25 protein-coding genes and 3 pseudogenes are annotated in these 24,155 nt (G+C 32.1%); 7 read left to right on the top strand and 21 right to left on the bottom strand.

The window, feature by feature from the left end:
- Nucleotides 1-81: 81 nt before the first annotated feature.
- The 4 genes from V1503_RS19685 to V1503_RS19670 all read right to left on the bottom strand — a co-directional run bounded on the left by V1503_RS19685 (nt 82) and on the right by V1503_RS19670 (nt 3,277).
- Nucleotides 82-528 (bottom strand): hypothetical protein, encoded by a 447-nt coding sequence (locus tag V1503_RS19685; RefSeq protein ID WP_410628845.1) that lies wholly within the window; start codon nt 526-528, stop codon nt 82-84.
- A 4-nt stretch (nt 529-532) separates the two neighbouring features.
- A complete protein-coding gene (locus V1503_RS19680) occupies nt 533-1,288 on the bottom strand; it encodes a hypothetical protein (protein ID WP_410628844.1) in 756 nt (251 codons plus the stop codon).
- Between the two features lie 29 nt (nt 1,289-1,317).
- On the bottom strand, nt 1,318-1,881 hold the full coding sequence (locus tag V1503_RS19675) for a hypothetical protein (RefSeq protein WP_410628843.1): 564 nt from the start codon (nt 1,879-1,881) through the stop codon (nt 1,318-1,320).
- Nucleotides 1,882-2,266: 385 nt separating this feature from the next.
- Nucleotides 2,267-3,277, bottom strand: a complete 1,011-nt coding sequence (locus V1503_RS19670; protein ID WP_410628842.1) for a type I restriction endonuclease — start codon at nt 3,275-3,277, stop codon at nt 2,267-2,269.
- 259 nt (nt 3,278-3,536) lie between these two features.
- Between V1503_RS19670 and V1503_RS25210 the strand changes: the two are divergent.
- The 5 genes and pseudogenes from V1503_RS25210 to V1503_RS19650 all read left to right on the top strand — a co-directional run.
- A pseudogene (locus tag V1503_RS25210) lies at nt 3,537-3,707 on the top strand (DUF8096 family protein).
- Between the two features lie 295 nt (nt 3,708-4,002).
- The gene (locus tag V1503_RS19665) at nt 4,003-5,286 is read left to right on the top strand and encodes a hypothetical protein (RefSeq protein WP_410628841.1); all 1,284 of its coding nucleotides are present in this window, start codon (nt 4,003-4,005) and stop codon (nt 5,284-5,286) included.
- Complete coding sequence (locus V1503_RS19660) at nt 5,273-5,707, top strand: hypothetical protein (protein ID WP_410628840.1); 435 nt, start codon at nt 5,273-5,275, stop codon at nt 5,705-5,707. Before V1503_RS19665 ends, V1503_RS19660 begins: the two co-directional genes overlap by 14 nt.
- A 431-nt stretch (nt 5,708-6,138) precedes the next feature.
- Entirely contained in the window at nt 6,139-6,339 is a 201-nt protein-coding gene (cspD, locus tag V1503_RS19655; RefSeq protein WP_410628839.1) for a cold-shock protein CspD, read from the top strand.
- Nucleotides 6,340-6,777: 438 nt separating this feature from the next.
- Nucleotides 6,778-6,948 (top strand): annotated as a pseudogene (locus V1503_RS19650) (site-specific integrase); the annotation flags it as partial.
- Between the two features lie 117 nt (nt 6,949-7,065).
- On the opposite strand, the gene glnA reads toward V1503_RS19650, so the two are convergent.
- From glnA to hflX, 4 genes are all read right to left on the bottom strand, one after another.
- The gene (glnA, locus tag V1503_RS19645; RefSeq protein ID WP_214482774.1) at nt 7,066-8,400 is read right to left on the bottom strand and encodes a type I glutamate--ammonia ligase; all 1,335 of its coding nucleotides are present in this window, start codon (nt 8,398-8,400) and stop codon (nt 7,066-7,068) included.
- 121 nt (nt 8,401-8,521) lie between these two features.
- Nucleotides 8,522-8,923, bottom strand: coding sequence for a MerR family transcriptional regulator (locus V1503_RS19640; RefSeq protein ID WP_214482773.1), 402 nt, complete (start codon nt 8,921-8,923; stop codon nt 8,522-8,524).
- A gap of 125 nt (nt 8,924-9,048) precedes the next feature.
- Nucleotides 9,049-10,320: a methionine gamma-lyase family protein gene (locus V1503_RS19635; protein ID WP_410628838.1), complete on the bottom strand. Its 1,272-nt coding sequence runs from the start codon at nt 10,318-10,320 to the stop codon at nt 9,049-9,051.
- A 13-nt stretch (nt 10,321-10,333) separates the two neighbouring features.
- Entirely contained in the window at nt 10,334-11,593 is a 1,260-nt protein-coding gene (hflX, locus tag V1503_RS19630) for a GTPase HflX (protein ID WP_410629473.1), read from the bottom strand.
- Between the two features lie 497 nt (nt 11,594-12,090).
- On the opposite strand from hflX, the gene V1503_RS19625 reads away from it, so the two are divergent.
- Nucleotides 12,091-13,542, top strand: coding sequence for a suppressor of fused domain protein (locus V1503_RS19625; protein WP_410628837.1), 1,452 nt, complete (start codon nt 12,091-12,093; stop codon nt 13,540-13,542).
- A gap of 335 nt (nt 13,543-13,877) precedes the next feature.
- On the opposite strand, the pseudogene V1503_RS19620 reads toward V1503_RS19625, so the two are convergent.
- The 11 genes and pseudogenes from V1503_RS19620 to V1503_RS19570 form a co-directional block, all read right to left on the bottom strand.
- A pseudogene (locus V1503_RS19620) lies at nt 13,878-14,294 on the bottom strand (stage V sporulation protein K); the annotation flags it as partial.
- Nucleotides 14,254-15,942, bottom strand: coding sequence for a recombinase family protein (locus V1503_RS19615; RefSeq protein ID WP_410628836.1), 1,689 nt, complete (start codon nt 15,940-15,942; stop codon nt 14,254-14,256). The pseudogene V1503_RS19620 and the gene V1503_RS19615, both read right to left, overlap by 41 nt.
- Nucleotides 15,943-16,257: 315 nt before the next feature.
- Entirely contained in the window at nt 16,258-16,797 is a 540-nt protein-coding gene (locus V1503_RS19610) for a hypothetical protein (RefSeq protein ID WP_410628835.1), read from the bottom strand.
- Between the two features lie 124 nt (nt 16,798-16,921).
- A complete protein-coding gene (locus V1503_RS19605; RefSeq protein WP_410628834.1) occupies nt 16,922-17,107 on the bottom strand; it encodes a hypothetical protein in 186 nt (61 codons plus the stop codon).
- Nucleotides 17,108-17,205: 98 nt separating this feature from the next.
- Nucleotides 17,206-17,787 (bottom strand): sigma-70 family RNA polymerase sigma factor, encoded by a 582-nt coding sequence (locus V1503_RS19600; RefSeq protein WP_410628833.1) that lies wholly within the window; start codon nt 17,785-17,787, stop codon nt 17,206-17,208.
- On the bottom strand, nt 17,784-18,785 hold the full coding sequence (locus V1503_RS19595; protein ID WP_410628832.1) for an FAD-dependent thymidylate synthase: 1,002 nt from the start codon (nt 18,783-18,785) through the stop codon (nt 17,784-17,786). The genes V1503_RS19600 and V1503_RS19595 overlap by 4 nt, the downstream gene beginning before the upstream one ends.
- A 74-nt stretch (nt 18,786-18,859) precedes the next feature.
- A complete protein-coding gene (locus V1503_RS19590; protein WP_410628831.1) occupies nt 18,860-19,294 on the bottom strand; it encodes a dUTP diphosphatase in 435 nt (144 codons plus the stop codon).
- A gap of 20 nt (nt 19,295-19,314) precedes the next feature.
- Entirely contained in the window at nt 19,315-20,289 is a 975-nt protein-coding gene (gene nrdF / locus V1503_RS19585; protein ID WP_410628830.1) for a class 1b ribonucleoside-diphosphate reductase subunit beta, read from the bottom strand.
- 13 nt (nt 20,290-20,302) lie between these two features.
- Nucleotides 20,303-22,360 carry a class 1b ribonucleoside-diphosphate reductase subunit alpha gene (gene nrdE / locus V1503_RS19580; protein ID WP_410629472.1) on the bottom strand — a complete coding sequence of 686 codons (2,058 nt, stop codon included), beginning with the start codon at nt 22,358-22,360 and terminating at the stop codon, nt 20,303-20,305.
- 7 nt (nt 22,361-22,367) lie between these two features.
- On the bottom strand, nt 22,368-22,757 hold the full coding sequence (gene nrdI / locus V1503_RS19575) for a class Ib ribonucleoside-diphosphate reductase assembly flavoprotein NrdI (protein ID WP_410628829.1): 390 nt from the start codon (nt 22,755-22,757) through the stop codon (nt 22,368-22,370).
- Nucleotides 22,751-23,047, bottom strand: a complete 297-nt coding sequence (locus V1503_RS19570; RefSeq protein WP_410628828.1) for a hypothetical protein — start codon at nt 23,045-23,047, stop codon at nt 22,751-22,753. Before V1503_RS19570 ends, nrdI begins: the two co-directional genes overlap by 7 nt.
- 104 nt (nt 23,048-23,151) lie before the next feature.
- On the opposite strand from V1503_RS19570, the gene V1503_RS19565 reads away from it, so the two are divergent.
- Nucleotides 23,152-23,454 (top strand): hypothetical protein, encoded by a 303-nt coding sequence (locus tag V1503_RS19565; protein WP_410628827.1) that lies wholly within the window; start codon nt 23,152-23,154, stop codon nt 23,452-23,454.
- 125 nt (nt 23,455-23,579) lie between these two features.
- Here V1503_RS19565 and V1503_RS19560 read toward each other — a convergent pair whose 3' ends face one another.
- Together V1503_RS19560 and V1503_RS19555 are read right to left on the bottom strand one after the other, a co-directional pair.
- Nucleotides 23,580-23,861, bottom strand: a complete 282-nt coding sequence (locus tag V1503_RS19560; RefSeq protein ID WP_410628826.1) for a hypothetical protein — start codon at nt 23,859-23,861, stop codon at nt 23,580-23,582.
- Between the two features lie 107 nt (nt 23,862-23,968).
- Entirely contained in the window at nt 23,969-24,100 is a 132-nt protein-coding gene (locus V1503_RS19555; RefSeq protein ID WP_410628825.1) for a hypothetical protein, read from the bottom strand.
- Nucleotides 24,101-24,155 lie beyond the last annotated feature (55 nt).

The raw sequence follows: 24,155 nt of genomic DNA, 5'->3' as shown, positions 1-24,155 counted from the left end.
CTTGTTCTAAAAGCCACGAAATTAAGAATTCTCTAGTTTTTTCTGCTGGGAAGTACCACTTTAATTAGGGGATCACAAATTTCAATTTTCAGGAAGAAATTTCAAAAGTTCAGTTCTAGCATTTTCTATTTTATTAATGATCTCATTTAATTCCTCTTTGGTAACATTATCATAATCTACAGTTATATCTTCCCATAACTGTTTGTATAAATAGTCAATATCAATATTCTTGACATTTTTATCAGTATCATTTAATTTTGTAGTAGACTGAAACATCAAATATGTCGTATTAATACTAGACAGGTGATCATCTAAATACTGATAACTTTTGTTATCTCCTAGAGATCTTGAAACTATAAATTGATAATTCTCTAATTGTGTATAAAAGTCTACAAATGCTGTAGTTTCCAACTCGTTGATATTTTCTTTTAATCTATTTGAATCTCGAATTATTATTGAGGTATACAAAATAAGAATGATACTCGTTGTAATCAAAACAATAATAAGTAAGCTTTGGAATTTTTTCAATTTATCACTTCCCTGTAACAGTATGATTTATTACTGCTTCACCACTCTTCACAGTATAGACAGCTGACCAAGTAAGACCAAGATCTTTTCTCACATCATATTCGGCTTTTGCAGTGGCTTTTAAATTACCTTTCTGTCCTGTCTGTAATTGATAATCGAATGTAAAGTAACCAACTACCCCACTTGATTTACCGTCAGCATATTCATCACCTTTGTCATAATTTACACCCATAGGCAATTCAGTGTTCACTAAATTCGAGCCTTTAAAGGTAATAGTTCCTTTTTCATCATAAACATCTGTAGTATGAGTAACATTTGCTAGTACATCATTTGCTATAGCTTTGATAATCGCCCAGACTCCATTAGCAAAATATCCACCAATGAGCCAATCTAATCCACCAAGATCTCTCGTACTTGATTCATTTGGTGTCATATTAGTTATTAGATTCCTAACACCATCTGGACTAGTTAATGATACAGTTAATTCAGTTGGCCAACAAGCATCCACTTGTAAACGTCCAGATACGTATCCACATCTATTCCAAGCTCTAATCATTTCTTTACCACTAGAGTTACCAGCATAAACTGTTGAAGCTGACATTACGACTGCTGATGATGTTATATTTTGCGTCTGATTTGCTTGATCAGTTACCCATGAATTGTATGCTGCTCCTTTATGTGAGTAAAACTCTTGCGCAGAGACAAAATTTGCACTTAAAAATATTGCTAATATTGCTAATATTGAAACTTTTCTTTTCATAAATTTCACACCCTCAAATTAATTTTTTTCTAATAACGAATTATTGCATCAATTGCATCCAAATCTTCATTTGTTAAGAAAAGAGTGCCAAATGGAAGCATTGCTGTGTCACCAATTACACCACTAGTGATAGTTACATCAACTTCATTTGTTTCAGGATCTAACCTAATTGATAACGCACCTTCCTCTTCTACACTTTTATTTTTAATCTTAATTCCAACGCTTCCATAATAAATTTCTCTATCATTAAAACTAATTAAATTAAGATCTCCTTCACCATCGAAAGGGAATGTGCTTTCAAGTGTTTTGATGCTACCTTTTACTTTTGCCCCAATAATTTTAAATGAATCAAAAACTTCTGTTTCATCATTTACTATTTCTAAATCTAATTTTAAATTAGGCTCGTTCTCTTTTTTTCCAAACTTTTTTTCATTTTTTTCTATAACTGGGTTACTTTCCTTCTCTAGAAAGTCCAAAACTTGATTATTTACATCTAGCTTAAAATCATAAGTCTCTTTGTTGTTAAACCCTACCATAACTGATGTGAATAAAACTCCAATAAGGATGAACAATATAAGTTTATTCTTTTTCATTTACCTTTCCTCCTACAATAAATCACTGTTATTATCACAGTAAAAAGTTAATATTTTTATAGACAAAAAACAAATGTTTCATTTTTATTTCAAAAATATTAATAAAGTATGACAAGGCCATGTCCATTAAAATTATAACAGCAGAACATCGGTGCAAAAAGTTAAAAAATGGTAATTAACTGCCTATCTGTACCAAAAAAACAGAGTTGGAAACAGCTCTTTAATCATTTTATAAATGATACTCTATCAAATTAATCCTATGTTTCTATTCTCAGATATAAAAAAACAGAGTGCTTCTAATCTAAATTCAATAAAACTTTCATTTTATTTTAAAATTTTCATAAAAACAAAAAAGGGGCGAAATCAAAGGTTTCGCCCCTTTTATTTATTTAGTTGTAGCAAGATCGAATTGCTTTGCTACTTCTATTATTTCATTCTTATAATTCATTATTTCATTAACTGAATCAATTTTATAGCTAGTTTTATTTCCATCATTGAGTTTAATGTACTTATTCGTACTATTGAAACCAAGTCTACAAACCCATTTTCTAATGCTATCATCTAATAATACATTAAAGTAGCTCTTATTATCTCTATAGTAAACTCTTGAAGGATCGATCTCTTCTTTAAGAATTAATTTAATTAGTACATACCCTTCAATTTCTTCCTCAGTAGTGTGAATTTCACTTTCTGTGTTTTTTTCAGGTTCTATTGTAGATACTTCTGTATCGTTACCTGTCTCAATCATATTCTTTTCATCTATGGCTTCATTACTATCACTAGAAGAATTTAAAGCCTTTTGCAATTTATCATTTACTTTTTCATTGACATATTGATTGAGTGATTTTTTCACTAAATCTCTAAAATTATCAATAACTTTTTTAGTCTTTACTCCGGAATATATGTCATTAATAACTACTTTAATAAATTCATCAGATGGATCTTCCCATTGTTGATTGAGATAGTGCTTAATCTCTCCGGTATACTTTAATTCTGATGCGGTTGTTAGAACATTATCTACATCAAAGTCATTTTTTCTAAATTTTGCTATTTCTAATAAATCTGCTTCTTTTATATTCAACATGTCAATGATAAAGAAAGGCGATTGATCCATTTTATTTTGTTCTTCTAAATCAGTAAAAAATCTATATTCTATACCATTAGTTAAGATAGCAAATTTCGCCTTAGTAGTTCCAAAATATCTAAATAGTTGCGAATCATGCTTAGTAAGTAGTTCATTTACACTTTTTGCTTCAATAAGTATAACGGGTTCACTGTTTTTCAAAATTGCATAGTCAATTTTCTCACCTTTTTTAATACCTACATCTGCAACATACTCTGGAACTAACTCTTCTGGGTTGAAAATATCATATCCAAGAATCTGAATTAAAGGCATAATTAATGAGGTTTTAGTTGCTTCTTCAGTATGTATACTATCTTTAATTCTTTGAATTCTTCCATATTTCCCAACCTCCGCTATAAATAGATTATTTTTCTTATTATTATATCAGAGATGGTAATTTCTGTGGTAAATTCCTGTATTATTTTCAAGGAATTACAAATTAATGTTGCGATCACCATTTTTGTCTTTCTACTATAAATAATAACTTAAATCTGCCATTATAGATGAGCTTGTATTTAATAGAGGTGGTAACATGACTTATAACAATGAGATAGATTTACATAAAGTATACGATTACAAAGAGTAGCCAGACAAAGCTAGCGGTCGCTGCGACAACTGTGACTCTATCAGTTTTAAAAGTTCTGTGAAGGATTATGTTTTCATACGTGAATGTAATAATTGTGGAATGAAGAAGAGTATTTAGCCCTATCAATTTGTAGGGCTTTTTAGATAAAATCAATCTTTTATATTGAGCTAATCATATCAGATTATAATTAGAAAGAGGACTGTTTTAAGTATTCGTCTCTATAACTTCTATTGGGAAAAATAGTTATGCATAGTGTATTTAATGATATATATGATACGTTTTTTACCATAATTGAATTTTTTGTGAACTTTAATAAATAATTACAATTCAACATAATTTTACATTTTATTTGTGGTATTCTTTAAGAGCCGGCAAATTATTACAATAATATATTTTAATGGAGGTATTAATAATGAATAAGAAAAAAGTTGTATCTTTACTAACTGCTGCTACATTTGCAATATCTTTACCTGTTTCTGCTTCTGCTGCTGATTATGCATATTCTGTTGGAACAGACTATGCTGACGGTAGCTGGTGGGAAAGTGGAGTAGATACATCACAATCTGCAATGGATGCAGCTACGGATTTTGCACTTGCTGGATATTCATCATATTATAATATAAAGCCTACCGTTGCTTACTTTCAAGGCGATGCTCCAGATGGGAATCCGAGAATGGAAAGTGATATTTTATTTTTTGCTGGACACGCAAATAATGAACTTATGACTTGGAACTATGACAATAAAGGCGGAGATTATAAAGTTGGAGTTTATTATACAAATGGCTTTGTAAGTAGTACGACCGATTATACATATGTTGGTCTGAATGATTATAACTTAAATGGCACAAAGTTAATGGTGTTCGCAGGGTGTGAAACAGCATCTGGATCTACTAATCTACTTACAAAAGCTACAGATAACGGTGCCGACAGCGCTGTCGGTTTTGTGGATAAAGTAGCTACCGCATCAGCAACAAAATGGCGTGGTAAATTTACAGATGCAATAGGTTTAGGAAAAAGTATTTCTCAAGCGATAACTTATGCAGATTCATTTTCGTACGACGACGATAGAGTATTGACATCTACTTACGAAGGTAGTGGCTCTTTAATAGTGAAGCAATCGAATTTTTATAAAAGTCAAGAGGATTTTTTGAACAAATCACTAGTTTCTAAAGAATCAAAGGAAACACCAGTAATAGGGGAAAAAATCAAGGAAAAACAGAAAGAGTTACCAGTTAATAAAGACATAAAATTTGATTTTCAAAATGAAGACTATACAGAAATAGTTAATTATATTTCTAGTATTGAAGATATGTTTAATTTGGGTGATTATACTACAAAAATAAAAGAAAAAGAAGATGGAAATGGATCTATTACATTTAATTACACAATAGATAGTATCGAAACTAACGTTAAATATACAGCAGTTATTGAAGATAATTTACTAACTACAATCTATTTAAATGGTAAGCTACCAAAGAAAGAAGAAAAACCTTCTACTAAAAAAGTATCAGCTGATCAATTAACTCAGCTACTAGATAATGTCCCTACAGATGAAGATTATAGAGTAGTAAACCAATTCATTAAAGAGAAGATAGACCTTGAATCAAATCAACAATACATTGTTGCAATAACAGATTATGAGCATATTCCGTCAGGCACTTTTGTTTCAGGTGAAATAGTACATGAAATTAACTAACAATAAGTTAGTCTATTTGGGGATTTTCCTTTTATTATTATTAATATCCTCATGCTCCCAAGCAGATAATTCTGATGCAAATAATTCTGATGCGGAAATAGAAGAAGTTGGCATAAGCTTCGATGAATCTAAAGATCCCGTTATTATCGAAGACAAAGATGTAATTAGTGATTTAATGGAGTTTATAAATATCAATCAATGGGAGAATGTTAAAAATTGGTCATTGGAGTCAGTGCCAGATTTTTATATAATCCTTTACTATTCAGAAGGTGAAAAATCTTTATTAGGATTTCTTGAGGATAAGGAAATAACATATAGTCATGTAAGTGGAAACGAAAATGGCTATAAAAATGGATATTACAAAGTAGATTTAAAATACACAGATTTGTACAATTATCTAAACGAGATAGTATCTAAGTAAGACACGTTAATAGAAAGACCACAAGCACTCTCAACACACACATTATACAATGATCAATTCCTTAGAGGATCAACCATTGTATGGTGTAAAATAGACCACTCTTTACTCTTTAATGACAGGAGCGATGGGTGGTCTATTCCTTTCTAATAGAACTGGAACTAAACGACATACTTTTACTTGAGTTTTCTAGACAAATGAACCTAGATGGTAAGTATAAGTAAAATGGATATTTTACTGTGTTTACGTTAGTGGATAAACTTTCTGTAAATACACCTTACTAATTTATGCTAAAAGTGGTATAGTTAAATCAATTATTGTTGTTCTTATTATTATCGTTAGAGAAAAGACTGGATATACGATTACATCTTTAGTAATAGTTTTGAGCAAGAATAGTAATACAAAGTGGAAGTATCCACGCAGGAGGAAATAAAATGGCACAAGGTAAAGTAAAATGGTTTAACGCAGAAAAAGGTTTTGGATTTATCGAAGTTGAAGGCGGAGACGATGTATTCGTACACTTCTCAGCTATTCAAGGTGAAGGTTTCAAATCACTTGAGGAAGGTCAAGAAGTTTCATTCGATATTGAAGAAGGAAACCGTGGCCCTCAAGCAACAAACGTTCAAAAATTTTAATTAAACATAACACCGTTCATGAAAATGGGCGGTTTTTTATATTAAAATATACAAAAAAAGACCACTTCAACAGTCGTCTAATATTTTCATCTACAGTAAACATTAATTCACCACTAATTATTATTAATTATGAATCTATTCCCACACTTACCGACAACGTGTTAACAATATCCACAAAACAAAAACATCCTCCAACAGGATGCTTGCATATGTACTATTTATAAGAACGTTTTTTAACCATATCTATTAAATAATGGATAAGAGCAATTAGATATGATAGCAATAATATAATTATTATGCTAAATGTGACATTAATTTCCCCAAGTATGGATACAAAAATAAAAAACAGCACAACACTACTAAAAATTGATGCAAAGAATATCGCGATGTATCCTGACATATATGAGCTCCTTTCTAAGAACGGTATGTATATTACTTACACATGCAGTTTTATTACTGGAATCAGGCGCAACCATGAAATTCGTTCAAGAAAGATTAGGTCACAAAAGTATTACAATTACCTCGGATGTTTACTCTCATATTTCATCTAAGCTTGAAAATACTTCGGTGGACAAGTATGAAAAATATATGAATGATTTATTGGGGTAAATTTTTTTTGGAGTTTTTGTGGGTCAAAAGTGGGTCAAGCACTGGAATTTTAAATCCCAGCTTTGCTTGACCCACCAAAGTAACTGCTATAAACGTTGTTAAATCAACATTTTAATTTTAGTATAAAGTCATGTATTGGTCACGTTCCCAAGGGTGAACTTGCGTACGGAACATATCCCATTCAATTTCTTTAGCTTCTACAAAGTGCTCGAATAAATGTTTACCCATTGCACCTGTCATAACTTCATCAGACTTTAAGTTTTCTAATGCATGTTCTAGTGTTGCAGGTAAGTCTACGATACCAGCTTCTAAACGCTCAGCTTTGTTCATTACATAGATGTTTCTGTCAACTGGTGCAGGAGCTGTAAGCTTATTTTTGATACCATCTAATCCAGCTGCAAGTAATACAGACATTGCAAGGTATGGGTTTGCACTTGGGTCAACGCTTCGCACTTCAACACGTGTGCTCATACCTCTAGATGCAGGAATACGGATTAATGGGCTACGGTTACGAGCTGACCAAGCGACATATACAGGAGCTTCATAACCAGGTACTAAACGTTTATATGAGTTGATTGTTGGATTTGTAACAGCTGTAAAGTTTGGTGCATGTTTTATCACACCAGCGATAAATTGACGAGCTGTTTCACTAAGCTCTAAGTCGCCAGTAGGGTCAAAGAATGAGTTTTCACCATTAGCAAATAATGAAAGGTTTGCATGCATTCCAGATCCGTTTACGCCGTAAAGTGGTTTTGGCATGAATGTTGCGTGTAAACCGTGCTTTCTAGCGATCGTTTTTACAACAAGCTTGAACGTTTGAATATCATCAGCTGCTTTTAACGCACCAGCATATTTAAAGTCGATTTCATGTTGCCCTGGCGCTACTTCATGGTGAGATGCTTCAATATCAAAGCCCATTTCTTCTAATTCTAAAACGATATCACGGCGGCAATTTTCACCTAAATCAGTCGGTGCTAAGTCAAAGTAGCCACCTTTATCATTTAATTCAAGAGTTGGTTCGCCCTTTTCATCAACTTTAAATAAGAAAAACTCTGGTTCCGCTCCTAAATTAAAGTCAGTAAATCCTAGCTCTTCCATTTCTTTAAGTACACGCTTTAAGTTATTACGTGGATCTCCTTCAAAAGGAGTACCATCAGGATTGTAAATATCACAAATTAGACGTGCAACTTTACCTTTTTCAGATGTCCAAGGGAATACAACCCAAGTATCTAAGTCAGGATATAAATACATATCTGATTCTTCTATACGTACGAAGCCTTCGATTGAAGATCCATCAAACATCATTTTATTATCAAGTGCTTTTTCTAACTGACTAGTAGGGATTTCAACATTTTTGATCGTTCCTAATAAATCAGTAAATTGCAGTCTTATATATCTAACGTTCTCCTCCTCAGTCATCTTAACAATGTCTTCTCGTGTGTACTTTGCCATAAAAAAAGCTCCTCCCTTGATTTTAAAAAATTATTTAAATAAAAATTGGTGAAGTGCATCCATTCAAGAATATATTTCACCTATATTTTACTTATTTCTAACGGTTGCATGCACATTTTAATTAATGGAAAAATCGGGACATATCTCCTTGTCTCAGAGTTGTACGATTGTATTTTCCAGCATTCATCAGTTCAGCTTTTAGTAGCTTGCGCAGTTCATCTTCAGATAGTTCTTGTTTGTTCGCTTTAACTACTTCATTTTCTTGTACAGGTTTTGCATCTTGATTGCCTGCAAATAATTTCTTAATCCCTGCCATATTGACACCTTGATCTATAAGATTTTTAATTTCTAATAGCTTGTCAACATCATTAAAAGAAAATAATCGTCGATTCCCTTCGGTTCTTGCCGGAGATACTAATCCATGCTCTTCGTAATATCGAATTTGCCTAGCTGTTAATTCGGTTAACTGCATCACGATTCCGATAGGAAAAAGTGGCATGGACCTTCTGATTTCATCAGCCATAATGATACCTCCATCATTTATTACTATATTCAGTATATTCCATGTTATGTTTTTTGTCAACACTATGTCATAAAATCTAACACAATAAATTACATCAATTTTCTTTTCGTTCATTCTGTTCTTATTTAGCCTATTTTGAGGAGATTTTTTTCAATCAAATGATTGATTGCCGAACAAACCGCTATCTTGACGTGAGCATATGTTAGCCCCCCTTGTACGTATGCTACGTATGGTGGCCTCAAAGGCCCATCCGCTGATAGTTCAATACTAGACCCTTGTATAAAGGTACCAGCCGCCATGATCACATCATCTTCATAACCAGGCATATAGCTAGGGTACGGAGTAACATAAGAATTGACTGGGGAACAATATTGGATTGCCTGACAAAATGCAATCATCATTTCTTTATTATCAAATTGGACTGATTGAATAAGGTCTGTTCGATGACTATTCCAGCTAGGATGTGTGTTCATGCCGATTTCGGATAAGAAAGCTGATGTAAAAACAGCACCTTTCAAAGCTTGACCAACAATGTGTGGAGCGAGAAAAAATCCCTGATACATTTCTTGCAAACTATGTAACGATGCACCTGCTTCACTACCTATTCCAGGAGAAGTCATTCGATAGGAGCATGCATCAACAAGAGTTTTCTTCCCTACGATATAACCACCCGTTTTAGCAAGGCCCCCACCAGGATTTTTTATTAACGATCCAGCAATTAAGTCTGCACCTACATGACAAGGCTCCAATGGTTCTACAAATTCACCATAACAATTATCAACAAAAATGACGATTTCTTCATTAATCGATTTTACAAATTGAACCATTTCTTGAATCTCACTTATCGAAAACGAGGGTCTATTTGCATATCCCTTAGATCTTTGAATACCAATCATTTTAGTTTTTTCATTTATCGCTTCTTTTACTTTGTTATAATCAATTTTGCCATCTGTAGCTAACGGTATACTGTTATACCCAATATGATACTCTTTAAAAGAGCCTACGCCTGAACCTCTAATTCCTACTATCTCCTCTAAAGTATCATATGGCTTCCCAGTTATATACAAAAGCTCATCAAATGGCCTAAGCACACCAAATAATGCAATTGAAATGGCATGCGTTCCTGATATGATTTGTGGGCGAACTAATCCAGCTTCGCCTCCAAAAACTTGTGCATATACTTTCTCCAACGTATCTCTTCCAACATCATCATAACCATAACCTGTTGAGGGCGTGAAATGTGAGTCACTTATTTTATGTCCACGAAAACTCTCAAGTACTCGATATTGATTCACTTCTATATTCCGATCGATTTGATGATGGATATTACGTATTTTGTCTTCTACTATATTTACTATGTCGGAGATTTGCTCTCCGTTACTTAAGTTATGAAACATGTTTCTTCCCTTTCTAAACTTGATATTTCTTTAGTTTACCGAATGCGATATGTGAAGATAATACATATCCTGTACATTCATAAACATCTTCTCTTTCATCATATTTTGTCTCTGTTACAATCGTATCCGTTTTGATGGATGACAGTAATTTTCCGTCTTGGCTTGGAATTTTCACGTGATATTTAACCATATTCTCTTTTATACGATTTTCGAGCCAAGCTTTCAGTTTAATAACATCATTGTCGTTATGTGCACTAATTGTGACAACTTCTGTATTTGATGAGGTTACAAAATCTGGATGAATACTGTCACGCTTATTATAAACGGTTATGACCGGAATATTTTCGAAGCCTAACTCTTCTATTAACTGATATACAGTTTGTTCATGATTAAAATAATCTGGATTCGAACAATCAACTACATGTATAAGTACATCAGCATCTTTGACCTCTTCTAATGTTGATCTAAACGCAGCGACTAATGTAGTAGGAAGATCTTGTATAAATCCTACGGTATCAGTGAGCAGTACATTCATCCCAGATGGTATCGTCATCTTTCTCGTCATAGGATCTAATGTAGCAAACAACTCATTTTCTTCATAAGCACCAGCTGCTGTTAAACGATTAAAAAGCGTTGATTTTCCAGCATTCGTATATCCTACTAAAGATAATTGAAATGCATTGTTTTTCTTTCTCCGTTCACGATACCTCACTCGATGCTGAACGATCGACGATAATTGTTGCTTAATTTCAACGACTCGACGATGGATGTGTCTTCTATCCGTTTCGAGCTTCGTTTCACCTGGACCTCTAGTACCAATTCCTCCCCCGAGCCTAGATAAAGAAATACCCTGCCCAGCTAGTCTAGGTAATAAATATTGTAATTGCGCAAGTTCAACTTGGAGCTTCCCTTCACGTGACCTAGCCCTCATTGCAAAAATATCTAAAATTAGTTGAGTTCTATCAATTACCCTCGCCTGAAATAACTTTGTTAAATTTCTAATTTGGCTAGGTGTCAGCTCATCATTAAAAATGATAATCTGTGGTTCCATTTCACTTTCCAAATTTACAATTTCTTCTACTTTTCCTTTACCTATGTATGTAGCAGGGTGAACTTTCTCTCTTTTCTGTGTAACGACAACTTCCACAGTCCCATTCGCCGTTTTTGTTAAAGATGCAAGTTCCTCCATCGAAAACATAAATCTTTCATCATTTAAATTGGGCAATTGACATCCAACTAAAATTGCTGTTTCAGCGGTTTTATTTGTAGTTATATTCAAACTCCAAGTACCTTCCCTTTTATAATAATTAACACTCTTTTTTATCATATCAAAACTAGAGACTTTTCACGAACATATTTGAAATGAATTAATATATGTTTGTTTTCGCATGTAATATGGAATATCAATAGAAAAAACAAGACTTTAGTATTAGTAATGCGTGACTATTTTCTTGTAGATTTTGGTATTAATAATTTGTTATTATAAAATTCAGAATATATAGTATATATATTCAATCTTGCTCTATTATTTTTATTCACCCGTAAAAATATTAGACGAGCTTTCGGTTAAATAATTCTAGGCTCTTTTCGTATACTTGTTTACTATTTAACTAAATTTGACAGTTACATAATGATCATACCGTATACTAACTGTCTAAAGAAGACAAAAAATCTAGACTAACCCAATGCGTGCTTCTGTTTTAGTATGAAAGACAACAACTTGATACGAACACAGCCTAATAAAAATAACAGAGAGGAGATATAACAGTCATGGCAATCAAATGGATTGTAGCAGCAATCATTGGTCTTATTATCGTTTGGAAAGTAGGAAAAACTATTCTGGAGGGAGTTAGAGAAGGCATAAAGGAAGGTGTAGAAGAAGCCAAAGAAGAGTTAATACATGAAGAAGACGAACATGAAAAGACATATGAGGCATTGTGGAGTCAAGCATACCAAAAATCTGATGAAGAAAGATTTGGAATCGCCTTAAAGGCAATGTTTGTAGAATTTTATATGCATGGTCCAATTTTACAATTAGATTGGAATGAAGATAATTCAGTATATTTGTTTACAGAAGTCTTGCCTGAGGATAAACTAGAATTTCTTAAAAAGAAATTTAAAGATGAATGGGGAATCTATGATAGAGGAACATTATTAAAACAAATTCACTGGCTTAAATATGAAGGGCACCGCTTTCAGTATGAAACAAAAACAAATAACATGCATATCGAGGCAGCTGCATTCGATTTTGCTCGTGAAGCTATGTTAGTATGTGATGGTGTCGCGTTCGGTTATATTACAGAAGATGAAGGCAAGGTGCTATTGAAAAAAATCTCTTTCAAAACAGCCAACATGTTTTCAGGCTGGAAAGAGTATGCAGAAAGTTTTATGACAGGTGCAACTTTTTGGATGCAACAAGTAAGCTTAAATAAAAAAATGGAGAAAAGATATCATAAAACGTTAAATTGGTTGCTAGAAAACCCTTTAAGTTCTTGGGTTAAAATTCCTTTGGAAACAGACAGCTTACTTTCTTCATATCCTATAGATATAGATGCTAGGGACATAATTGAATACCATATTGAGACATACATAGGGGAGATCAAAAATCAATATGTAGAAGAAGTTACTGACACTGTTAGCATCGATATATATCATATAGATGCCACTGAAGATAAACCATTCCATACTTTTATTACCATGGGAATGAGCGACCTACCTATAAATGAATTACCGGATGGTTGGAAATATAGTGAACTAATGATGTCGGTCCCAGCAAATTGGGAAGTGTCTGACGAAGGATTCACAAACGAGGATAATTACTTTCCACTCCGATTACTTAAACACCTTGCTAAATACCCTCACTTAAATAAAGATAAGGAGCCACTGTCTTTGTGGAGTATCAATCTTCAAGATCCGGCGGAGCCTTTTACAAACAATATAAAGATGACAGGATCTATATTACTTCCTCCTTTGTTGTTTGATAGAGAATTTTTTGAAGTTGATATAAATGTACAAAAGAAGGTCCATTTCTTTAATGTTCTTCCTTTGTATTCCGATGAAATAACCTATCTATTAGCAAGTGAAGAGAAATCATTGTTAATGCAGAACAATGAAATTCCTCATGTTTTCAACCCTACTAGAAAAAGTTTACTTACTGACCTTGAAAATATAAGCTTCAAACAAGAGGATCAACAGGATTCACAAAAAATTGGTTTTTATTAAGGCTCTTTCATTACCTTTTGTTCTTTTATTGTAATAGTTTAGAAACTAATTTTAATAAATGATTGAATCTATCTTTTGAGAAGAAAAGATGCCACGACCACTAGATGGATACGCGCTTATAACTTGGTACGTAAAAAACTCTCTATAAGAAGTAGCTTTCTTTCTGTTACTACCGTATTAAATTTGCATTTAATATGAATTCTATACAGATTTATAAACGTGTACTTTGTTAGATAAATAAAAACTTATTACATTTTAATAAAAAATGAGGATGATGCGTAGTACTAAAAATAACGTATCACCCTCTATTTTTTATTAATCTAAAACAATTACAGTTATATATCACTAATTAATAAGTCCTCACTATTAATGGTCATTAGCTGTTTTCTATCGAGTTCTTCTTGAAATAACAACCTCATTGCTTGAACACGAACTGACTTTTCTATTACATTTCTAACATAACGTCCATTACTAAAAGAAGCAGGATGTAATGAGTTTCTAATAGATAGTAAATGATTGCGTAATTTCCACTCAGCTTCTTGGTGAAATGTATAATCTCTTTCGGAGATCATTCTTGAAGCGATTTCCATCAATTGGTCAACAGTATAGTCTGGAAAATCTATAACTAACGGGAACCTAGAATATAGACCCGGATTGAGCGATAAAAAATGCTCCATTTCCTTTGAATACCCAGCTAGAATTAAAATAAATTCATTTTGTTTGTCTTCCATATGCTTGACGATGGTTTTGATTTTTATGTTGATTAGGTAAATTAATTAACTCTATATCAGAAGTAACCGGATTTCCATGCCATTTTGCCATTATGTTTATTGAGTCATCTTCATTTAATTGAACTCTTTCCACAAACAAACTAAGTACTCTCCTCTTATGTTCCATTGTAAGTTTATCGCCTTTTGTTACCGAGTTGAATTTTGATATATTTTCCATAATCATTTTCATTTGATTTTCTGATTGTTCCATATTTACTATTTGCTTGATTATAATATCTAATTCCGATCTAAGGTGCTTTAAGTTTTCTTTTAATGGCTCAACTAATGCATCAAATTGTTCTTCTGAAATCTTTTCTTTCCCAAACAAAATAATATAATTATTTTCTTCCTTCTTTACCTGTTGAATTTTTTCTTCTATTATATATTGTTGTTTATTTAATGATTCGATTTTGTTTTTGTCTGACAATTGATCGGTTATATCTTTAATTATTAAATCGGGATTTTCAATCCTTTGAACCACCCAACTCCAAACAGCTTGATCAACTAAATCAACTCTCCAATTTTTACCTTTACACACATTGGTATTCTTACCTGTACCAACTTCATAACCTTTACTAGCCTTTTTCCTACATGCATAATATTTATAAGTGCCATTTGACACTTTAGATGTAATACCTGAACCTGCCGCTGCCCCACACCTTCCACACTTTGCTATACCTTTCAATAAGTAATCTTTGGATTTTCTGCCTTTGTTTTTACTGAACAATTCTATTTTCTTCTGAATCGATTCAAATGTTATTTTATCAATAATTTGAGGAATAGGAATTTCAATCCACTCCTCTTTAGGTTTTGGAACTTGCTTTTTTTTACCGTTCATTTGTACAACTTTAGTTCTACCATGATAATATATCCCAGTGTAATCCTCGTTTTTTAGGATTCTTGATACAGTAGTTTGATACCATATGTCTCCATTTGGTGCAGATACCCCTCTTTTAGATAAATCTTTAGCAATTTGGTTACAGCTCTTGTGTTCATGGAGTAACATATTAACCATTTTTAGAATTACTCCCTTTTCTTCTTCGTTGATTATAAGTTTGTCAATTTCTTTGTCGTATATATAACCGTATAACCTTTTAAAATTTGGAATTTCTCCTTTTTTTGCTTTTTGAATCCTACCTCTTTTGGAATTAGCCAAGATTTTTGCTTTGTTATATTGAGATATAGAACCTTGAATATTGTACATTAACATTGACTCTGGATTTGTAGGATCCACTGTAAATTCGACATATTCTAGGTCTACCCCAAGATTCCATATTTTCCGTGACAACACACCTTGAAGTGTATTATCACGAGCTAATCTGTCTGGATGTAAGATGATTAGTTTTTTTCCAAGTCCTTTTTCAAGTAAATACAAAGCATAATTTAGAGCAGGTCTGTTGGGGTCATCTCCCATTCCCCCTGCTTCCACAAGTGTGATAATTTCATCCTCTTTGATTCCAAATTTTTCAATTGCAGTATTTTTACATTTTTCAACTTGTGACTCAAGAGAGTGTCCCTTTTCTGCCTGATCAGAAGTTGATACACGCGCATAAATGATTCCATTTATTTTTCCGATTAACGAATACAGTTTTTCTGTTTCTATCTGTTCTCCATCTTTTAATATAATCAATGTAAATCACCTTTTTTAATTGATTTATTTTTTATGTCTTGTAAAAAAATTATACCACTTATCCCTTTTGGAAAACAGTGGTATAATTTTTTCAATATTTTATTAAGATTTCTTTTACAATCTCTCTAAATTCATCGCTATTCAATATATCATCTAGTGATAATTTAGAGTCTTTTGAATAGGTGACTTTAATTTTATAGTCAGAGATATGTTGCCTTTTTTTGTAGTTACTTTTTTTATTGTGTTTACTTATCTCCCTCACTCTCCTCACCTCAATATTTATGTATGTTGGCAACAGTTTGTCCTATTACTTTATTAATCTTCAAACCTAACAATCAATTCATCTAACAACCTATTTATGTAATACCGATATCTAACTTTCTTTTTCACGTTATGTATTTCAATTCCGATTTCTTTACATATTTCTAAACTGATACTACTTTTATTTACTTTACTTATGTAATTATTAGATTTTATTTGATTCTCAGCCACATGCTTATAATCAAGAAAATCGTTAATATGTACGAATAACGTCTGATTATCATAGTTACGAAAATTGAATATAAATCCTGCAATTAACCCATCAAATTCAGCAGCTTCTTTTAATGCCTTAATTTGATGAGCTTTAATAATTTTCTCACTGAAACTTATTGATTTTTGTCCAGTGGATTTAAATTCTAAAGGAAATAAATTTGGCTTCCTATATAAAAATGAATCAAAATCATTTTTCGATACTCTTGAATTTGGTTTTAACATAATCGTGGGAACATCTTTTATTCTGTAGAAGAAAAGCGACTGTTCACACGCTGACTGCTTTATGTCCTCCTCGAAAACTTTCCCTTTGTTTTTGCTCAATTAACCACCTTCTATAAAAAACTTATATATAATTAATTCATATAAAATTACCGTTTTATCGTAAAATAGTTTGTGAAGTTCTCTATAAAACCCTAATTTCTCAACATTTAAAGAATAACTATTTTCACAAACTTTCTGTTCTCAAATAAGTAATATGTACATCCCCATGCCAATTCCCACTATACTTCGGAAACCTCACATCACTAACCTTATGATCAAACCAATGCTGATCTTCATTCTGGATCAATTCCTTTATTCTACCCTGAATAACTTTTTGACAAGTTTCTCGACAAAAAATGTTCTCCAACATTTCTATTCACCTCTCTATCTTTTTATCTATATAACTAGAAACACGATTACTTTACATTTCTTTCGTATTAACTTATTTTATATTAAAACTTTTTTCCACTAAATAGTTTCATTATATGTCCGTTCTAATCGTTCTTTAGCCCTTAAAAGCAGCACCCTAACATTCTCTCGGGTGGTACCCATCATTTCTCCTATCTTAGCATTGTCATACCCTTGAGCCTTAAAATGTACTGCTTTCTTTTGTTTGTCAGTTAAGTAGCTTAATATTTTTATAGAGTATATTCTACTAGACACTTTTTCTTCAATATTATCATTAAAACCTACTATATCGTGACATGTTCCACCTTCTTCTCCATCTACAGGCTTATCAAGATAATAGTACTTTACAGTGTTTTCTTCTGATAGGGGTTGATTTTTATTGCTTACAATATTACTCTCATATCGTAATCTTGTGAGAACATTCCATCTGATATTATTAATAGCATGTGTTATAAATTTAGTTTTATTTTCATCATAAGATATACACCCCTTCCATAAGCCTGTGTATGCAAACTGTACTAAGTCATCATAATCAAGGCCATTCTTTTTAGCTATTCCTTTCGGGTTATTACCGAACATCTTAAATAGTGTCTGAATTGCTATATGTTTGTTTTCAGTAAATAGTTTCTCAGCTTCTGTCATTTTATCTCTATCCCCTTCCTAGTAAATTCATTTTTTATTGCTCTCACATCCTCAGCAACTTCCTTTTGTGCATGTACTGAATCTCTCAAATTAAATAAATGCTTCCATTGCTTTAACGGTCTACATTGTATAATTCTAGTTTCTATATTAGGTAAATAATTTCGTGCCAATTCTTTAGCTCTGCCTGTGCGATAACCATATTCTTTGTAAATTTGAAAAGCATCCTCATAGTGCTGAATATGATCTGACATAAATCTATTATGTAAATCAAGTTCGTGTTCGTTTACCATATCCACTGGCATTCGATAATCAGAATTGTTCCTTGAAACATACCTTTGACTTAGCTCACACCCTCCTGTTTGATCACCATGTCTCCACAATTGTAACCCACTTGCTCTATCAGAAATAAAGTCAACAGTTATAGTAGAATGAACTTCTAAATTATACTTTGTGAGATGTGTTTGTAGTTTTGTATAATCCTCTGATAGCATAACTGGATTTAACAGATTTGGACTAGCATGATATGGATTTTCTCGCTCTGGTAATTTAACTAAATCGTCAAGAAACCATTTAATCTCAGGCACATCCTTAATACTATTCATAATATGTTTAAATAGATTCTGTTCGTCTTCTGATACTTCATATGTATCTATTGAATTAGCTATATCTAATAAAGATAAGATATTCATAGAAAGAACAATATCATAGTTACTTCCTGGATTCTTTTTAGCATCTTTTGTTGTCCATCTAACATGATTATTTATCTGTTTAAGTGTTACTAGATCGTGATAAATAGAGACCGTTTCATCGTATTCATGATTGATCCCCCACACTATATTACCTACAGAAGCTATTGATAAATGTCCTTTTTTCATTATTGACTTAATCATTTTGTGTGACTCTTTATTGATTTTATTTTGTGATTGATAACATACTCTTGCTACACATTCTACAAGTTTATGATAATCCTTTGTATTGTATAGAAGTTTTAATTCCAAATAATTTCCTCCTTATATATCAGAAGAGGAGAAGTCCCCTTCTGATCAATATATTTTCCAATAAAAGAGTTCTTTTATTTTGTTCCAGTAGAACCGTGGCCACCTCTATTTTCATTATTTAGAACGGCTACTTCCTTAAAAGTCACATGCTGCATTTTTTTTATCATTCTAAATTGACAAATCCGATCTCCAAATTCAATCTTAGTATCTCTCAGAGCATACGCTGGGAAAAACCATTGATCATTATCACCTTTATACGACTCATCGATTACCCCCATTGAGTTTGTTTGGATGATACCAAAATTTTTAAATGTACTTGATCTTGGTACAACATGCGCTTCGTACCCATCAGGGAGTTCCATCGCTACACCAAGTGGAATAAGTGCAAATTCACCTTTTGTAATCTCAACTGACTTTGCAGCTCGTAAATCGATCCAATCACCGATCTCTATTTTATTGATTTTTGGTAAATTTTCATTAAAGTATTTAATTTTAATAGATAATGACATGTATGATTCTCCTTCTAAAATTATTTATTAAAATAGAAATCCTCATCCTTCAATAACTCAACTGTTGCTTTTTTATAACCATTACCTTTCATTGAAAAAAAATCATGAGACTTGGTTTTTGTATCTAATCCATTTAATACAATTGAATTAATCTCCTCATAGTCAAAATAGGACTCAAAACCTAAGTTCATTAGTGCCTTATTAGCATTGTATCTTATGAATTTCTTCACATCATGCGTCAATCCTACTTGATGATATATATCCTCTGTATACAGCAATTCATTCTTGTATAGTTCCTCCAATAACGAAATAGAGTAATCGTATAGTGATTGCTTTACATCATCACTTTGCTTATTGTATATTTCTTGTGCTAACAATCCAGTATATACTCCATGAATACTCTCATCACGAATTATTAAGTTAATTATTTCTCCACTTTGCATTAATTTACCTTGACCATAAAAATATAAAGGATAATAAAATCCACTATAAAATAGAAAACTTTCTAGGTATACTGATGCTACCAAAGCCTTGTAAAGACTAATTTCATCACCTTGTTTAATATCATCGTAAATGTTCACGATTAATTCTGTTTTTCTTTGTAAGTATTTATTTTTTTTAACCCATTCAAATACTTTATTAATTTCATCCATAGTCGCTAGACTTAGAAAGATATTTGAATACGACTTTGCATGTACTGCATTTTCCATCATTGCCATAAAGTTTAATACAGCTTTACGTTGATGACCTTTAATATGTTCCGAAATTCGGGGCATACCAGTGTTCCCTTGTTCAGTGTCTAAGAGAGTCAACCCAGCTAATACTTTTTTATATGTATCCTTTTCAACGTCACTTAACTGTTGCCAAGTCAATAAATCCCCATTTAACGAAATTTCTTCTGGAAGCCAAAATTGTTTAGTGTTTTGGTTATAGAACATTTGTGTGAAGTTATCTTCATGTATTGACCAATTTGCAGCATCATATATTCGTTTCAACTTATCTTCCTCCTTATACAAAGCAGCTTAAACATCCTTCTTGTGTAGTATCTTTTGTTCTTGCATAATACAGTGTTTTAATTCCCTTATGATGAGCGTACAAATCGATTTTATTTAAGTCTCTAGTAGACATGGTATCTTTTAAATACAAAGTAAAAGAAATACCTTGGTCAATGTGTGTCTGAATTGTACTAATCATGTCTACCACTTTGAACATATCCATGTCATATGCTTCTTTGTAGTAAAACCAGTTGTATTGAGACAGAAAAGGCATTGGATAATAGGTTTTTGAATTCCCATATGTTCTTTCCTCAATTCTCTCCATTATTGGCATTACTGAAGCTGTCGATGATTGAACATAAGAAATTGAACCAGTTGGAGCTATTGCAAGTCTGTATGAATGATATAGTCCATGCTTCAATACATCCTCTTTCAATCTTTTCCAATCTTCAGTTGTTGGAATATATATACCTTGAAAAACTTCTTTAGTTTTATCTAACTCAGGTGAAAAACCATTTGTAATATATTTCTCGAAATATTCACCTGTAGCATAGGTAGAATCATTGAAACCATGAAACTTGAATTTCTTTTCTCTAGCCAATTCCATTGATCTTTCAAGAGAATAGAAATTAACCATCATAAAAAATGTATTTGCAAACTCTATCGCTTCAGGACTTTCATAAGCTATTCTATTTTTTACTAGATACCCGTGTAAATTCATTGCCCCAAGTCCGACAGATCTCATTTCTCGGTTAGCTCTTTTTACCGCTGGTGCATTATTAATATCAGTTTTCTCTGAAACAATAGTTAAAGCATCTATACCCAATTTAACTGATTCCTTAATTGATTTATTATCCATAACATTTACAATATTTAAAGATCCCAAGTTACAGGCTATATCCAATCCTATTTCATCCTCATTACCATAATCTAAGTAATTTGATGCAGTTGATGATTCTAATATCTCTGAGCATAAGTTAGAAAATTTGACTCTAGAAATATTATTCAATGGGTGTACTTTATTTACATTATCCTGAAACATGATGTATGGGTATCCTGATTCACTTCGCAATACAGCCAATTTTTCAAGTAACTTTCTTGGGTTTACTTTTTCCTTTCGAACATTTGGATTCTCAAGTAATTCATCATACATTTTAGTAATATCCATTTCATCAAGGTGTTGACCATATTCCTTGAAAACCGTATAAGGATAAAAGGTGTACATATCTTTATCTTCACGGGCTAGCTCAATGAATTTATCGGGAATCACTACACCTATCGAAAGAGTTTTTACACGCACATCTTCATCGGCAGATATTTTCTTTGTATCTAAAAAATCATGTATATCTCTATGGAAAACATTTAAATACACAGCTCCGCTACCTTGTCTTTGACCCATTTGATCTGCATACCTAAAAGCATGGTCTAATAACTTCATTACACCTACTACACCTTTTGTTGCATTTTCAACTCTTTTAATAGATTCGCCTTTTGCCCTTATTTTTGATAGGTTTAATGATACACCTCCTCCTAACTTTGATAGTTGCATTGAGGTTTCAATTGCTTTTGATATATCGTTAAGTGAATCATTTACTTCTAGTAGAAAACAACTAACTAATTCACCCCTTCTCTTTCTCCCAGCATTCAAGAAAGTTGGTGTAGCAGGTTGATATTCCTGATTAATTAACAGGTTAATAAATTGCTTAGCCTTCTCAAAATGACCATCAGCCAAGTACAAAGCTATAATTGACAACCTATCTTCATATCTTTCTAAGAATTTCTTTTTGTCATTTGTCTTAAGTGCATAGTCATTGTAAAATTTGAAGGCACTCATGTAAGATGGAAAACGAAACTTTTTGGCATATGCAATCTTATAGATAGTTTTTATTTGCTCAAATGAGTACTTACTTAAAAACTCTTCTTCATAGAATTCATGTTCTATTAAATAATTCAATTTTTCTTTTAAATCATGGAAAAATACTGTGTTTTGATTAATATAATCAACAAAATAACTATTTGTTGCTTCAATATCTTTTTGAAATTGATACGATCCTTCTTTATCCTTTACCATGATTTCATTATTTAATTGTGTCCATTTTGGTATTGACGTGCTTCTCAATTCTATTTACCTCCTGAATAAATTTATCAATGTCTTGTTCTGTTCCACTCAACTCAAATTTCAAGATCAATGGAACATTGAATTTATCAGATATTAACTTTGCCGCGTTTCCAAAATATTTTCCCCAATTTAGATTCCCACTAGAAGCAACACCTTTTAACCACTTATGATTGTGTTTTAAAAAATCTACTGTGCTTTCAGGAATTTGACCAAATCCAGTAGTGTAGGTTACAAGTATAAATGGTTCCTTTATACTCATATTCTTCTTTATTTTTATACAATTAATTTCTATTAACTTACTAACAAAACGCTCTACGTTTCCTGTTAGGGTATCGTATACAATTAGCACGGCTTATCACTAACTAACTTTTTCGTCTCAAATATGTAATCCTCATTACCGGTAACCCATTCTTGATTATAATTTTTTGCCATCTCATCGAGATTGACTATTCTTTTCTTTTGTACAGGAACATACATCTTTTCAAAATATGCCTTGTTTTCTATCCTTCGGTGTCCGTCACCTGCTGTTAGTAAATAGTCCCCATTATTTCCATATTGTGTTCCAGTTATTGTTTCTATTTCACCATCACTTGTAAGCTGCTCAACTTCTACTAAATAACTTTTGTGAGCATATTGCATTTTTCCACTCCCTTAGCGATTAATAAGTTTTCACAAAATGTCCAATTTTCTAACTATAAAGCTTAATTTACACCTTTTATAATTGAAGAAAGGAGGGTAAAGTTATGGAAAATTTACGTGAATTACTTGACTCAATAAGTACACCTCACCCTGAGAATGAAGAACATGGACATGTAATTGAATTTACTTTAATTGACTCAACCGACTTATATACTTCTGAATTTCTTCAAAAATATACTAGATTCAAAAATCATAGTGAATTCTTTGAGAGTTACTCTGCCGCATTCCCTGGCACCTTTATTCCGTTATCAGAACAAAATAAATTCATAATGGAAAACACATCCTTTGAAACTTGGGATGATATGTACGACTTGGCACTGGAACAATGGGAACATAGGAATTCATAGGTGGCTATTTGTCACCTATTTTATTATTTAATTAATTCACATATAAATAACAACTATTTTCTTTTTATAAAATGCTCATTAATTCTTCTTGTTAATCGAAACTTTAATCCTGCCTTCCAAAATTGCTAACTCCCTTCCTTATATCCTCCATTTATTTTCTGAACATATGGATATACAACAAACTCTTCATCTAAGTCAACTACATCCTTAATTGTCACGTTATTATCTTTAAGATATTTCCCTGTTTCTTTACGCTTATTTTTCACATTTAATAACACATTCCTGATAGCTGCTTCTTTACTTTCTTCTGCATTTTCAACTTTCTTTTCGAGGACTTGGATTTCTAAATTTAGATATATCATCTCAACAATTGCATTAAGTAACTCATCTGATATTATAGCTCTCATACCACACCACCGAATATATGTTCTTATATGAATTATATCAGCAACTATTCCCTTTTGCAATTTTTTATTTTGTCTTCAACTTCCTCAAGTTTTTTAATCAGTTACTTTTAATCTATAAAACTAGCAGTTTTATTATTTACATCAGTTCTATTAGTAGCAGTCATAATTCCCATTAAGAACACACCAGAACTACCACCAAATATAAAACCTATTAAACAACCAAACAAGAACGTTGCCATTTTTCATTACCTCCTTTCTTAGTGTTGGAGTGGCTGTACCTATTCGTTAACTACT

This window comes from Nanhaiella sioensis (assembly GCF_046557775.1).
GTDB lineage: Bacteria > Bacillota > Bacilli > Bacillales > SM2101 > Nanhaiella > Nanhaiella sioensis.
Note: the sequence above shows the minus strand (reverse complement) of the source record. Positions and strands in the feature narration are given on the sequence as shown.